This is a genomic window from Bacillus cereus group sp. BfR-BA-01379 (assembly GCF_022663605.1).
GTDB lineage: Bacteria > Bacillota > Bacilli > Bacillales > Bacillaceae_G > Bacillus_A > Bacillus_A mobilis.
The window spans coordinates 46102-60329 of record NZ_JAKUFT010000026.1 but is presented as its reverse complement, the minus strand read 5'-3'; the positions used below and the strand labels follow the sequence as shown (position 1 = coordinate 60329).

The following is a 14228-nucleotide window of genomic DNA, read 5'->3' as shown; positions in this document are numbered from 1 at the left end:
CAGCTCCACAACAACCTGTTGCAAAAGAAACTGAAACAAGTGCACCATCATCTTCTCGTGAGTTACAAGTTGTAGCAACAGCTTACACAGCAGATCCACTTGAAAATGGTTATAAAGCAGGCGACCAAGTAAAATCAGCTTTAGGTCACAACTTAACAGCTAATCCAAACATGAAACTAATTGCAGTTGATCCAAGTGTCATTCCATTAGGTTCAAAAGTATGGGTTGAAGGTTACGGAGTAGCAATCGCTGGTGATACTGGTGGAGCTATTAAAGGGCATAAAATCGACGTTTTAATGCCTGATAAAGGTACATCAAGTAACTGGGGACGTAAAACAGTTACAGTGAAAGTTTTAAACTAATTACGAAAAAGAGTCAGTCTCAATAATGAGACTGACTCTTTTTTTATAATTCTTACATTCTTTCTTTCTCTTGAAAGTAAGCAATATTGTCTCGAAGCCACTTCCTCTCCGCCATAAACAAGTTTCCACGTTTTTTGTACACTTTATCAAACGTCTTTAAAACTTCTTCATGACCAACAAACTTATGTAAAAAACGCAGGGCGATGACAATCTCTGATTCGTCAGTAGGCTCTACTTCATTTTTACGTCTTCTAGAAACAACTTTCGTTACACGTTCGCAAATTGGTTTAATCGCCATTTCATCTCCATATGCATAAATAGCTCGAATAGCCTCATATTTCACTATGACATTTCTATCAGCTAAACCATCAATATAAACTATTTGTAAGTCTGTTCTTCCGATTTCTGCTAAAGTCTCAATAGCTGCTGAACGAATATACGCACTATCGCAGTGTAAAAGTTTCGTTAAAGGTAGAATTGATCGCTTTGTTCCAATCTCATATAAAGTGGCACATATATTTACAATATCATCTCGATTCTCTTCCACTGTAAGTAACTTCAATAAAGCATCTTCTGCTCCCAACGATTTACACAACTTTAAAGCGATGACAGCAGAATAACGGACTCCACTATTTTTATGATATATGTAAGGAATAATTTTATGCGCATTGCTTGCTTCAGATAATTTACTTAAATCTATAAGCATGCTATTTAACACTATCCTGCTTTCTTCACTTTCTAACCGATCTATCAAATAATCCGTAATATACATCTCTTTAGTATTTATTGCAAGTTGTGTAATTAAAAAATAAAGGTTTGTTTTTATATATACTTTTCGTGCTTCCGTTACTTTCTCTTGCAAACAAGAAAAAAGCGATAGATCATTTAACTGCCTTGCTTCTTCATACGCGCATCGCTGAATACCTGCTTCTTCATCATCCATCCGATTTAATAAATCATCTATATACTCTTCCATCTCCTTCTCTCCCGTCCAAATTAAATCTATCTCTTTGCATTCTACATACGATAGACTACCATTTCAACAGAAAAAAGAGGATGCCATAGCATCCTCTCCTCTCCTACCTTTCCCTATTCCACACAAGTAAACTGTGTCCAAGCTCCTACATAATCTAGTAAGAATAACTCCTCTTCTGCAATTGTACCGACAATATTTTTCCGTTCATCTATCGGCATTTCTTTTAGAATGATTTGCAGTTCACCTTTATACTTTCCGAATGAGTTGTTACCAATTACAACTTGCCCTCTTTCCTGTAATACACTTTCGCGTACTGGGAAGTCATAGTCTTTATACTTTTTACGTACTTCTGTAGAGCGCACCATATATTCTGTTATGTCGCCGCGTCTTACGTGTAATTCTTGCAGCGTGGCTTTCTTCTCTACTTCAGTCGCTTCGTCTACAAAGTGTACCTTTAGCTGTAACATGTAACGATTTAAGTTTCCTAGTTTCTCTAACTCTTCTTCACTCGCATAAGCATTTCCGATAATCACATCATCAATAAGCCCTGTCGCCCATAAATGTTTCGCTTGTACTTCAATCGGTAAGTTACGGTGTTGTTCTAACGTACATAATCCGTCGTTAATATCCCATGGGCCAATGTCAGCTGCATGTGACGTAATAAATGCTGCCGTACGAATACCGTGTTTTTTAAAGCGTTCACTACAGCGAATGAAATAATCATACGGAAGACCAGTGAACTTTTGCGGATAGAAGTTATGACAACCAATTAAAGCTGGCTTATTCGCCTGATGCGAAAGAATATTTTCTAAATATGCAATATCATTGCTTACGTTTAGTTCAATTTTTAAGCCATACGGATTATTCGTCATTTTTGCTTCTGTTAATCCGTCAAAACCTAAATCTAGACGAATACCATCTGCACCTAACTCTGCAAAGAATGATAGGTCGCTATAACTAATACCAAGTTGATCAAATACTGCCGGGGCTACATCTAAAATAACTTCCATATTATGATCTTTTGCATGATTAATAATTTCTTTAAATTCAGCTACAATCTCTTCTTTCGGTCGATTCACAGATAATAGACATGTGAATATTCTTGAAAAACCGTGTCGTGCCGCTGCCGAAATGTATGCCATATCTTGTTCTTTCGTTGAATGCTCTGGATAAAGTGAAATTCCTAATTTACGCTCCATGCTTTTGCATCTCCTTCACACGTTGTATTAATGCCATGCTCGTAAATCTATATTTTGCAGATAAACATGTTGCACATAAAATCGTTGGCACAATAATTACGTACGGTGATTGTAACCCTAACATTACATAGGCACCCATTGAACTACCGATAAATAAAATTGATACGAGTAGTAAAACTAATAAAGATTTACTTTGTACCCATTTTGAATAATGTGCAATACACTGCCCCGCTACGAATGTAATTAAGATGATAATTGCTCCGAGCATTCTGTTTTCTCCTCTCCTGCTAATTGTTGTTTCTCATACATTTTGAAGAATGGATAGTAAATAACGAATGAGATAGCAAAGTTAACAAGTACAAGTACACCAGCCATAATTGTCCAGTCCGTACTAATAATAGCTGCAATTGGTGCCAGCATCGTAAATGGCAGTTTCGCCATCATCAGCGGAATCATACCTGAAACAACTGCGAAATATGACACTGTCGTTGTCACTAACGGTGTAATAACGAATGGAATAATTAAAATTGGGTTCATTACAATTGGTGCCCCGAAAATAATCGGTTCGTTAATATTGAATAAGCCTGGCACGAATGATAATCTACCTAACTCTTTTAGGAACTTAGATTTAGAGAACATAAACATAATAACTAAAGCTAACGTTGAGCCTGATCCACCGATCCATACGAACCATTGAATAAATTGCTCTGTAAATAAGTTTGGTAATTGATGTGCATTTCCTGTAGCAGTGAATACTTCCATATTCTCAAGGATTGCTGAATCCCACATCGGACGAATGATTGGTCCTAAAATCGCTGGGCCATGTATACCGAATGACCAGAAGAACACGATTAAGAATACTGTTAATAAACCGCCGAATAAATTATTTCCTACTAATACTGATTTTAGTGGTGCGATTAAATATGTAATTGTTGTATTTACATCAAATTTTAAACCGTAACGAATACCCCAGAATAAAAGAATAACGACTAAAGTTGGAATTAATGCTGCAAACGAATTTGAAACTGCTGGTGGTACACTGTCTGGTAATTTAATCGAGATATTATGCTTAATCATAAAGTGATAAATTTCTACTGCAATTAGTGCTGTAACAATTGCTCCGAATAAAGACGTTGCACTTAATGTTCCTACTGAAATGTATCTACCTGCATCAATAACACCTGGTACAGCTTTCGTAATTTGAATTGGTTCAACTGATGCTAGTAAAAAGGCGAGTACAGATAACAATCCTGCACTTAACTGATTGAGCTGATAAAAATTCGCGAGTGAAGCTCCTACCCCAAATGCTGCGTATAACGCCATTAAACCTACTGTAAATCGGAATGGAATATCTAAAATATGGCGAAACGGTGCAATCCACTCCATATATGCATCAATTGGTAAATTTAAAAAGATAACGAAAAATGATCCGACAATCGTTAACGGCAATGTAGAAATAACTCCGTTTCGAATTGCTAATAAATGTCGTTGTCCTGCAATCTTTTGCGTTGTTGGCATAATCTTTTGTTCCATAAAACTCATAAAACTATTCATCAATACCCCTCCTCTTTCTCTTTACTACGAAAGAATGAAATAAAGTTATAACATTATAATGTTTATATTTAAAAAAATATAATTATGCTAAAACTAATTGTTCTGCTTGTTTCAATACTTTTAAACCGTCACACATGCCATAATCTCGTTGTTCTATAATTGCAACCGGTATATCGTATGAGTTCGCAAGAAACTGTACAGCTGGAAACAAATACTTCACCTGTGGTCCGATTAAAACTACATCAGCATTTTTTATTTCCAGTTTCACAAGTTCTGAATCAACCGCTTTAATTTTATAATCCTTCCCTTGTTTCTTTGCCTCTTCTTGCATTTTTCTTACAACCATACTCGTTGACATGCCCGCTGCACAACATAATAAAATGTACATCTTATACTGTCACTTTCTCTTCTACTCGTTTATGAAGAGTGATAAATTCTTCAGCAAGTTCTTTCACTGTAATTGCATTCATTAAATGATCTTGTGCATGCACTAACAGTAAACTGATTTCTGCATGATTTCCTCTTGCTTCTTCTTGAATTAAGTTTGTTTGAATGCGATGAGCTGCTGAAATTTCTTCACTAGCAAGTGTCATCTTTTCACTTGCATTCTCAAAATCTCCTTGTCTTGCAAAAGCGATTGCTTCAAGCGACGCGCTTCTCGCGTTGCCACCATGTAAAATTAACGCAAATGGAGTTTGCATATCAGTCATTTGAAATTCCCCCAACCTATCTTTTTTCTATATTGTTATCTTATTATGAAAACGCATACAATTAAACATAAAAAACTTCCGTTGTGTAACGGAAGTTTTTACATACTTTTCTTATAACGATAATAATATCTCTTGAAAATCTTCAATCACTTTAGCCTGAGCTAATTTCTCTATCGTATTTTGACTAGACATAATATCATATAAAAAATCATACAGCCGTTGTAAATCTTCATTATTATTGCGCTTTACACTAAATAAAATAATAACTTGTACTTTTTTATCTCCCCAGTCAACGGGCTTATCCAATGTACAAAACATCAAAAATGTTTTCTCACTTAATAACTGCATCGGGTGAGGTATCGCTACTAAATTCCCAACCGCTGTCGGAGATGTATTCTCTCTTTCCATAACAGAATCATAAAAGTGTTCTGGTACATAGTTTTTCTCCGCAGCTTTCTCACATAAAAACTGGATAACCTCTTCCTTCGTAGAAGCGCTATGATGTAAAAAGATTAAATCTTCCTTTATATACTGCTGCACACTAGTATTCACATGTGTAAACAACTGCTGACCGATTGACTTAATCTCTTTATCATCAAATATTGAGTTTACTTTTATAACTGGAACGGGCAAACCACTCGGTATATGAATCGTACTAATAATACAATCTATTTTATCTTTATAAAGGTCTTCCACTTTCAATTGATAATAGCCTGTAATTCCCACAATCTCTAATTTATCTCGGAACTGTGATAGAATTTTATATTTCAATAGCTGGGCGCTTCCTTGACCGGTCGCACAAACTAATAAACATCTTTTCTTTTGATTCTCTTCCTGTAAACGGCTCATCGCTCCGCCGAAGTGAATCGCAATATAACCAATTTCACTTTCCGGAATCGATTCTCCCGTATATTCACCAATTATATCTCCAACAAGAACCGCAATTTCAAAAGCATACGGATAATTCTTTTTCACTTCTGCCAATAGAGGATTTCTCGTATTTAACTTATACTTCAAACGGTTTAATAACGTTTTTAAATGAACACCAAAACCAAATAATAATTCTTCATCATAATAAAAAATAAGATTCCGTTCTTCCGCTACTTTAAAAAGAATATGTTGCATGAATGCATATAAATCTTTCCCTAATAGTTCTTCCACATTTTCATAACGATCCTTCGCTGTAACAGCAGTACTTAATAAATGCATTGTTACATATAAAACTTCTTCTTCCGGAAATGAAAGTTGTAACGCTTTCTCTAAATCCCCTAAAATCTCTTTCGCAATTGTATATTCTTTCTTTATAATAAGTTCAGCTTGCTCTTTATTTAGCCCTTTTATATAATGTTGATCTTCACAACGCTTTAATGCGATTGCAATATGAATGACTAAATTATCAATTTCTATATCTGATAAATATATCGTTCCTCCCTCGATATACTTTAATATAACCGAACGGATAAGCGGTATATGAGGTAACGATACATATGTATCACTCTGATCAAATTGCTCATGAAACGGAGTATGGTCATAACGTGGTAAACCATATTGTGATAAACAAGAACGAATATTGAACTCTTCTCCCACAATACGTATACCATAATACGGTCTCTTTTCAATTTGTAATTTATAACGACCACATATATCTGTAACATCTTTCATAATTAAATTCACAGTCGATTTACTCACATAAATCTCCTCTGCTAACTGTGAAAGCTTCACATATCCCTCTGTCGTTAAAATACGTTGCAGAATGTACGCTATCCTTTCTTCATAAGAAGTTGGGATTTTTTCTGTCTGTTTTTGAAATAGACCCACACAAAACTCTTCAAACTTCTTCGTTTGTATAATTTCTAGTTCGTATCCAGTCCCTCTTTGCGATTCAATTTTCGCTCCGTTTTCTTCCAATATATCATTTAATAATTTTATATCTTTTTGAATCGTCTTCGTTGATACATGTAAACGGCTCGCTAAAAAAGCTCGATTTAACATCGATTTCTCTTCTAAAAACTCCTCTAAAATAGAAACTAATCGCTGATGCACCTTTGTCATAGCTCTTCCTCTCGCAATTTATATATAAAAAGGAAAAAGCTGCTGAAGTCAGTAGTTTTTTCCTTTTTTATTTAATCTATTTCTTTAAAGTAAATCCGAATTTATCCCATGCTTGTAAATAATCTAATAAGAAAATTTCTTCTTCCACAATTCGGCCAACTACATTTGTTTTTCCTGTATTCACCATATCTTTTAAAGCAATTTGCAATTCACCTTTATATTGACCATACTGTTCGTTATCAATTAAAAGATCACCGCGTTTAATTTCGCGTGTATTATGCGGTTTGAACTCTTCTTTCTTATATTTCACACGACTTTGTGTCGAGCGAATCATATATTCAGATACATCTCCGCGATAAAAATGCGGTTCCTCTAATACAATAATTTTTTCTAATTCTGTTGTTGTATCATATAACCCTATATCAAATGTTTGTTTCTCTTTATTTAATGCACCTAGTGCTTGTAATTCTTCTTCTGATGCATAAGCATTCGCAATAATGACATCATCAATTAATTCTGTCGCAAATAAATGCTTCGCTTGTGTTGTCATCGGTAATTCACGATGCTGCTCTAACGTACATAACCCTTCTGTTACTGGCCAAGGTCCGTATGTTGCATCAAATGATGAAATAAAAGCAGCTGTTCTCATACCGTAATCTTTAAATTGTTTCGAGCATTTAATGAAATGATCGTATGATAATCCTGAATAACGATGTGGATAAAAATTATGGCAACCAATTAAATTTTCACGGTTTGGTCTATGACTCATAATGTTATCTACATATTTCGTACCGTTACTCATATTAATTTCAATTTTTAAGCCGTATGGATTGTAAGTCATAATCGATTCTTCTAAACCAGAGAAACCGACATCTAACCGAATACCGTACGCTCCTAGCTCATGGAAGAACGATAAATCATTATATGAAATACCTAATTGTGTAAAGACAGACGGACTAATATCAACTAATACTTGGAATCCTAATGCATTTGCATGAGAGATCGTTTCTTTAAACTCTTCTATAATTTTCTCTTTTTCTCCATCTACAGACAATAAGCATGTGAATACACGATTAAATCCGTATTTACTTGCTAATGTTAAATATTCCTTATCTTCCTCTACTGTTGAATGTTCTGGATAAATAGAAATACCTAATCGTCTCATATGTACACGCCTCTTTCTTCATTGTTTTGTAAACCTTTTCAAATATATGTAGTGAAAAAGTATATATCCCCTTCTCATTCACTACTTTTGAATCCGCTTTCTTTAAAGAAAAAACAATTTCTATCATTCATAACAACTACCAGTCTATACATCTATACTTTACATCTTTTTTTCATAGTTGTGTAGCTTTTACACAAATTTGTCAGTTTTTCACCTCAAAAATTGTTATACGTTTTCAAGGCACCTTCCTTGACTGTTACATTGACCAATACATATACTCGAAAGAACAGAGATAAAGTGAAACTTTAATCAATGGGGGGTGTTCATCCCCCACTGATGATTAGTTGAACCAATCGGGCATTTACGGGCAGCCCGACTCCAGCCTAACTTCTTTGCTCCAGCCGGATTTTGAGGTGGGAGTTTTACTGCCCGTTAATAGCGGGAAAAATTTATATAGGGGATGAATATATGGGAGAGGCAATACTCGTAAAACGAGAACCGTTATGGACAAAAGAGTTTGTTGCGCTAATTCTAGCAAACTTATGTATGTTTTTAGGGTTTCAAATGTTAATTCCTACTTTACCTGTTTATGTGAAAGAAATTGGCGGCACAAGTTCCAATATCGGATTTGTTGTCGGTATGTTTACCGTTGCAGCACTTTTTGTTAGACCGCTAACTGGTAATGCCTTGCAAAAGTTCAGCAAAAAAATCATTTTAATGATTGGTACTGCTATTTGTTTACTCGCTATGGGCAGTTATCTTTTCGCTTCAACTATCTTCCTATTGCTTGCCGTTCGAATTTTACACGGAGCTGGTTTTGGTATTACAACGACTACATATGGAACTGTCGTTTCAGATTTAATTCCGCAAGCTCGCCGCGGTGAAGGAATGGGATATTTCGGTCTTTCTGGAACGATTGCGATGGCGCTCGGTCCACTTATCGGACTTTGGCTTATGCAAACATATAACTTCACAATTCTTTTTTTATGTGCACTTTCCTGTACAGTAGTTTCATTAATATTAACGAAACTACTTCAAATCAAAAAATCGCCACAACCACCACAGCAAGCATCTGGTACCTTTCTCGATGGATTTATTGAGCGCAAAGCTTTACTTCCTTCATTATTAATATTATGTATTACATTAATGTACGGAGGAATCGGGAGCTTTATTACATTATTTGCTACGGAAGTCGGCATTGCTGATATAAGCCTCTTCTTCTTATTTAATGCACTTGCGATCGCTGTCACTCGTCCGTTTTCTGGAAAGTTATACGATGCGAAAGGTCATACATTCGTTATCATTCCAGGAGTTATTATTACGTTTGTAGGTATTATTTTATTGTCGTATACAACTACCATTCCGAGTTTAATTATTGCAGCAGCATGCTACGGAAGTGGATTTGGAGCGATTCAACCTGCACTACAAGCATGGATGATTGACCGAGTAGCACCGCACCGACGAGGAGTTGCAACAGCTACATTCTTCTCAGCATTTGACCTCGGAATTGGCGCTGGCGCAATTATATTTGGATTCATTGCACATTTTACAAACTATGCAACTGTATATCGCTATTCCTCTCTACTCCTTATTGCTTTCCTGTTCATTTACATCACAAGTGTAAGGAAACAAAAGCATGGAAATAAAAATACAGAAAAAGCTGCTGGATAATTTCAGTGGCTTTTTTTATCGTATTTTTGCTGTTATAAAACTACATGCATTTTCCTACATATTTTTTTAACTTTCATCAAAAAATATACGATGAATTCGCAGACACTTTCCTTCATATTCAACCGAACAATACTATTCTAAAAAGTGTGATTTCTTTACAAAAATACGATTTGCAAAAGATAAAAACCAATTAAATCCAGCTGTTTCTTTAAAGAATTGTAAACTTTTCATCCCTTTGTAAATTTAGTGTAAATTTTACTGATAAACCGTTTACAGTGTCTCAAGGTTTAGTTAATAATTACATCGTACATGAAATTTAAGGAGTGGAATGCGTGGAATATAATGTTCAAGATATGATCTTCCAGTTCATTGGTGGATTAGGTATTTTCTTATTCGGGATTAAATACATGGGCGATGGACTGCAACAAGCAGCTGGAGATCGTCTTCGCGATATTTTAGATCGCTTTACAACAAACCCACTTATGGGTGTACTAGCAGGTATGTTAGTTACTGTATTAATCCAATCAAGTTCAGGAACAACCGCTTTAACAGTCGGACTTGTAAGTGCCGGATTTATGACATTAAGACAAGCAATCGGTGTTATTATGGGTGCGAACATCGGAACGACAGTTACTGCCTTTATTATCGGAATTAAAATCGGAGAATACGCTCTCCCAGTTATGGCAGTTGGAGCAATTTTACTATTCTTCTTTAAAAATAAAAAAGTACATTCTGTAGGTCAAGTTGTATTCGGTTTTGGTATGTTATTCTTCGGTTTAGAATTAATGAGCGCAGGTATGAAACCTCTTCGTTCTTTAGAGTCATTCCAAGAGTTAATGGTTAGCATGAGTGACAATCCAATTTTAGGAATTATTGTCGGTACAGTGTTCACTTTAATTGTACAAAGCTCAAGCGCCACAATCGGTATTTTACAAGAACTATTCGGTCAGGGCGCTATTGATTTACAAGCTTCTCTTCCTGTATTGTTCGGTGATAACATCGGTACAACAATTACAGCAGTATTAGCAGCAATCGGTACTTCTATTGCCGCAAGACGTGCAGCATTAGTTCACGTTATCTTTAATATTATCGGTACCATTATCTTTACAATTTTATTAGTACCATTTACAAGTTTAATCCAATATTTCCAAACGTCATTAAACTTAAATCCAGAAATGACAATTGCATTTGCACACGGAACATTTAACGTAACGAATACAATTATTCAGTTCCCATTCATTGCAGTATTAGCATGGATTGTAACGAAAATTATTCGTGGTGAAGATTCATCTATTAACTTCAAACCGCAACATTTAAATCCAATCTTTATTGAGCAATCTCCAGCTATCGCTTTAACTGAAGCTCAAAAAGAGGTTGTGCGTATGGCTGAATTTTCATTACACGGCTTAAAAGAAGCGAATCAATATTTAAATACACAAGACAAAAAGCATGAAAACATGGCTACTCAATTAGAAGGAGCTATTAACAATTTAGATAAAAAAATTACCGAGTATTTAGTTTTACTATCGGAAAAGCCACTTTCACCAACAGACTCTGAGAAGCATTCTGTTTTAGCAGGTGTAGTCGGAGATATTGAACGTGTCGGTGATCATGTAGAAAACCTTGTAGAACTTGTAGATTTCCAAATTTCGAACCGTGTTTCACTATCAGATGAAGCACTAGCTGAACTAAATGAAATGCTTGAATTAACGATTTCAACATTACAAGACGCAGTCGAAGCTTTAACAAACTTCGATACTGAACTAGCTCAAACTGTAATTGCGAAAGAACGTAAAATCGACCAAATGGAACGTGTTCTTCGTAAACGTCACGTACTACGTCTGAACGAACGTAGCTGTTCAGGTGATGCAAGTATCATCTTTGTTGATATGGTAAGTAACTTAGAGCGTATCGGTGATCACGCTGTGAATATCGCTGATGGTGTTTTAGGTGAACAAGGTAAAATCAATTTAAAACAATCATTATAATAAAAAAGGGACGCTAACTTAAGCGTCTCTTTTTTCATTTCATATTTACAACCGTTCTTCCTTTTAACTTTCCTTGCAATATAAGTGTAAACTTCTCATCTAACTCTTCTAATGTGCATTCTTCTGTATAAGATAGTAACTCTTTATTTTCCCATTCACTTGCTAAGAGCGTCCACACATCTCTTCTCACATCCACTGGGCATTGCACAGAATCTATCCCTAACAGGCTTATACCTCGCAAAATAAACGGATATACCGTTGTTTGTAATTCCTGGCCTGCCACATTACCGCATGTCGTTACGCAACCACCATACTTTACCATTTTTAAAGCGGTTTCTAGCATATGTCCGCCTACAGTATCGATAACCCCAGCGTATATCCCTTTTAACATTGGTCTTCCTGATTCATCATTCAATTCCGCGCGATGAATCACTTTTTTCGCTCCTAGATGTAGTAGCATCTCTTCCTCTTCCATTTTCCCTGTCGCTCCTACTACATTAAATCCTAACTTACTTAAAATACTAACAGCTACGCTCCCTACACCGCCTGTGGCACCCGTTACTAACACATCTCCCATATTAGGCGTGATGCCTGCTCCAATAAGCTTATATACTGATAAAGCAGCTGTAAAACCTGCTGTCCCGTACATCATGCTTTCCTTTACTGACATTCCCTCTGGTAAAGGAATAATCCAAGATGCTGGCACGCGAATATATTCTCCGAAACCACCAGAAGTATTCATCCCTAAATCATATCCCGTTACAATGACTTGATCTCCTGCTTTAATGGTAGCATCTTCACTACTCACAACCACTCCTGCTGCATCAATGCCTGGCGTATGAGGATATGTTCTCGTAACACCTTTATTACCTGTGGCTGAAAGAGCATCTTTATAATTTAATGAAGAATAATGAACCTGTATTAATACGTCTCCCTCAGGTAAACTACTTACTTCTCTCTCTACAACGTTTCTTACAAACTGCTTACTTTCTATTTCGTTTACAACAATTGCTCGGAATGATGTATGATTCATTATGCTCTCTCCTTTATCTGTAAATTTCTTCTTTATTATATAGAAGAAATAAGTAAACCTACACATTTCTTCTTGGCTATATTTCAACAAATCTTACTTCTCTATTACTTTCTCACAATACATATTTTCATTTCTACCAAAACAACTTATACTTATTCTACATCTCAAAAATAAAATATAAAAAATCTGACTTTTTATAAATATATTGAATTTTTACGAAATGTAAATGTTTTGTAATGTTTTTTTTCGTCAAATTTCATTATAATAAGTGGATATGAGTGTCGTATTTCAATCCAAATGAAGGAGTACAAGAAATGGAGCAAAACCCATCTTTGCAAGAAAATACACGCAGTAAACCGAAAAAAGGTAAGAAAAAAACAAAAATTATTATAAGCGTTATTCTATTCTTTTTAATAATAGGTGGCGGTTATACTTGGTTTTTAGTAAATAAAGCATCTTCTGCTGTTCGAAATGCCGCACACGATTTAGCGCGCGGTGATAAATCTGATTTACGTGATAAAGCTGTAAAACCTATCGCAAATAACGTCTCTGTCTTAGTCATGGGTGTTGATGAAAGCGATGTCCGCGGGAAAGAATATGGTGAAGCTATAAGAACGGATGCACTATTACTTGCAACGTTTAATAAAGATAGCAAAACTGTAAAACTATTAAGCATTCCACGAGATACATATACTTATATTCCAGTGGAAAAGAAAAAAGATAAAATTACACACGCTCATGCATACGGTTCTACTAAAAACGGAAAAGATGGTGGACCACAAGCAAGTATTGATGCAGTTGAAAAATTAATGAATGTTCCTGTTGATTACTTTGTAAAGTTTAACTTCAAATCATTTATGAAAATTGTCGATGATTTAGGCGGGATTGAAGTCGATGTACCAGTTGAATTTACTGAACAAGATAGTAATGATACTGCTGATGCAATTCATCTGAAAAAAGGTGTTCAAAAGCTAAATAGTGAAGAAGCTCTTGCTCTTGCTAGAACGCGCCACATCGATAGTGATGCAATGCGTGGACAACGTCAACAACTCGTTATTGAAGCAATTTTAAAGAAACTAACAAGCGTTGGATCTGTAACAAAAGTTGGTAACATCATTGATGATATTAACGGACAATTCGTTACAAACTTAACATTCGATGATATGCTTTCATTCTATAAGTATGGATCGGATTCAGAAATTGAAAAATTACAAATTCAAGGTGAAGACTGCTATATGGCAAAAGGTGACGATACATGTAGCAAATCTGCTGGCGGCGGCCGAACATATTACTACAATCCAGACAAAAAAGAATTAGCAAAAGTTACAAACGATCTTCGTGCTCACCTTGGATTACCTGCATATACAAAAACAGACTCTGATTCGAAGAAAACAAGCACAGAGAAAACAAAAGAATCTAAGTCAGAAAACTCAAGTGAACGCGAATCAAGTAACAATGAAGTGAAAAATAAAAATAGCAGTGAAGATACAGAAACATCGTCTAACGACAATGAATAAA

General features: G+C 35.4%; 13 protein-coding genes. 4 read left to right on the top strand and 9 right to left on the bottom strand.

The window, feature by feature from the left end; translation table 11 throughout:
* Positions 1-362 (top strand): 3D domain-containing protein (locus MR113_RS12485; RefSeq protein WP_242254538.1); only part of this gene is annotated, 362 nt, incomplete at its 5' end.
* Between the two features lie 52 nt (positions 363-414).
* Here the strand turns inward: MR113_RS12485 and MR113_RS12480 are convergent.
* The 8 genes from MR113_RS12480 to MR113_RS12445 all read right to left on the bottom strand — a co-directional run bounded on the left by MR113_RS12480 (position 415) and on the right by MR113_RS12445 (position 8018).
* The gene (locus MR113_RS12480; protein ID WP_242254536.1) at positions 415-1338 is read right to left on the bottom strand and encodes a HEAT repeat domain-containing protein; all 924 of its coding nucleotides are present in this window, start codon (positions 1336-1338) and stop codon (positions 415-417) included.
* Between the two features lie 113 nt (positions 1339-1451).
* A complete protein-coding gene (locus tag MR113_RS12475; RefSeq protein WP_242254534.1) occupies positions 1452-2537 on the bottom strand; it encodes a DUF871 domain-containing protein in 1086 nt (361 codons plus the stop codon).
* On the bottom strand, positions 2527-2805 hold the full coding sequence (locus MR113_RS12470; RefSeq protein ID WP_061680153.1) for a hypothetical protein: 279 nt from the start codon (positions 2803-2805) through the stop codon (positions 2527-2529). The genes MR113_RS12475 and MR113_RS12470 overlap by 11 nt, the downstream gene beginning before the upstream one ends.
* The gene (locus MR113_RS12465) at positions 2781-4091 is read right to left on the bottom strand and encodes a PTS sugar transporter subunit IIC (protein ID WP_242254532.1); all 1311 of its coding nucleotides are present in this window, start codon (positions 4089-4091) and stop codon (positions 2781-2783) included. The genes MR113_RS12470 and MR113_RS12465 overlap by 25 nt, the downstream gene beginning before the upstream one ends.
* An 82-nt stretch (positions 4092-4173) precedes the next feature.
* The gene (locus tag MR113_RS12460) at positions 4174-4479 is read right to left on the bottom strand and encodes a PTS sugar transporter subunit IIB (RefSeq protein WP_061680155.1); all 306 of its coding nucleotides are present in this window, start codon (positions 4477-4479) and stop codon (positions 4174-4176) included.
* 1 nt (position 4480) lies between these two features.
* On the bottom strand, positions 4481-4801 hold the full coding sequence (locus MR113_RS12455) for a PTS lactose/cellobiose transporter subunit IIA (RefSeq protein ID WP_088095256.1): 321 nt from the start codon (positions 4799-4801) through the stop codon (positions 4481-4483).
* Positions 4802-4912: 111 nt separating this feature from the next.
* Positions 4913-6853: a BglG family transcription antiterminator gene (locus MR113_RS12450; protein WP_242254530.1), complete on the bottom strand. Its 1941-nt coding sequence runs from the start codon at positions 6851-6853 to the stop codon at positions 4913-4915.
* 76 nt (positions 6854-6929) lie between these two features.
* On the bottom strand, positions 6930-8018 hold the full coding sequence (locus MR113_RS12445; protein ID WP_242254529.1) for a DUF871 domain-containing protein: 1089 nt from the start codon (positions 8016-8018) through the stop codon (positions 6930-6932).
* Between the two features lie 468 nt (positions 8019-8486).
* Here MR113_RS12445 and MR113_RS12440 point away from each other — a divergent pair, with 468 nt between their 5' ends.
* Positions 8487-9689: an MFS transporter gene (locus tag MR113_RS12440; protein WP_242254527.1), complete on the top strand. Its 1203-nt coding sequence runs from the start codon at positions 8487-8489 to the stop codon at positions 9687-9689.
* A gap of 332 nt (positions 9690-10021) precedes the next feature.
* Positions 10022-11677, top strand: a complete 1656-nt coding sequence (locus tag MR113_RS12435; RefSeq protein ID WP_242254526.1) for a Na/Pi cotransporter family protein — start codon at positions 10022-10024, stop codon at positions 11675-11677.
* A 34-nt stretch (positions 11678-11711) separates the two neighbouring features.
* On the opposite strand, the gene MR113_RS12430 is transcribed toward MR113_RS12435, so the two are convergent.
* Positions 11712-12710, bottom strand: a complete 999-nt coding sequence (locus tag MR113_RS12430) for a YhdH/YhfP family quinone oxidoreductase (protein ID WP_242254525.1) — start codon at positions 12708-12710, stop codon at positions 11712-11714.
* Between the two features lie 314 nt (positions 12711-13024).
* Here MR113_RS12430 and MR113_RS12425 point away from each other — a divergent pair, with 314 nt between their 5' ends.
* Positions 13025-14227, top strand: coding sequence for an LCP family protein (locus MR113_RS12425; protein WP_242254524.1), 1203 nt, complete (start codon positions 13025-13027; stop codon positions 14225-14227).
* The last annotated feature ends 1 nt before the right edge of the window (position 14228 follow it).

What these genes read in the sequence shown, in the direction of transcription:
- MR113_RS12455 (WP_088095256.1), bottom strand. Translation starts at nt 4,801, where the DNA reads ATGACTGATATGCAAACTCCATTTGCGTTAATTTTACATGGTGGCAAC.
- MR113_RS12475 (WP_242254534.1), bottom strand. Translation starts at nt 2,537, where the DNA reads ATGGAGCGTAAATTAGGAATTTCACTTTATCCAGAGCATTCAACGAAA.
- MR113_RS12440 (WP_242254527.1), top strand. Translation starts at nt 8,487, where the DNA reads ATGGGAGAGGCAATACTCGTAAAACGAGAACCGTTATGGACAAAAGAG.
- MR113_RS12450 (WP_242254530.1), bottom strand. Translation starts at nt 6,853, where the DNA reads ATGACAAAGGTGCATCAGCGATTAGTTTCTATTTTAGAGGAGTTTTTA.
- MR113_RS12465 (WP_242254532.1), bottom strand. Translation starts at nt 4,091, where the DNA reads ATGAATAGTTTTATGAGTTTTATGGAACAAAAGATTATGCCAACAACG.
- MR113_RS12425 (WP_242254524.1), top strand. Translation starts at nt 13,025, where the DNA reads ATGGAGCAAAACCCATCTTTGCAAGAAAATACACGCAGTAAACCGAAA.
- MR113_RS12460 (WP_061680155.1), bottom strand. Translation starts at nt 4,479, where the DNA reads ATGTACATTTTATTATGTTGTGCAGCGGGCATGTCAACGAGTATGGTT.
- MR113_RS12430 (WP_242254525.1), bottom strand. Translation starts at nt 12,710, where the DNA reads ATGAATCATACATCATTCCGAGCAATTGTTGTAAACGAAATAGAAAGT.
- MR113_RS12480 (WP_242254536.1), bottom strand. Translation starts at nt 1,338, where the DNA reads ATGGAAGAGTATATAGATGATTTATTAAATCGGATGGATGATGAAGAA.
- MR113_RS12470 (WP_061680153.1), bottom strand. Translation starts at nt 2,805, where the DNA reads ATGCTCGGAGCAATTATCATCTTAATTACATTCGTAGCGGGGCAGTGT.
- MR113_RS12445 (WP_242254529.1), bottom strand. Translation starts at nt 8,018, where the DNA reads ATGAGACGATTAGGTATTTCTATTTATCCAGAACATTCAACAGTAGAG.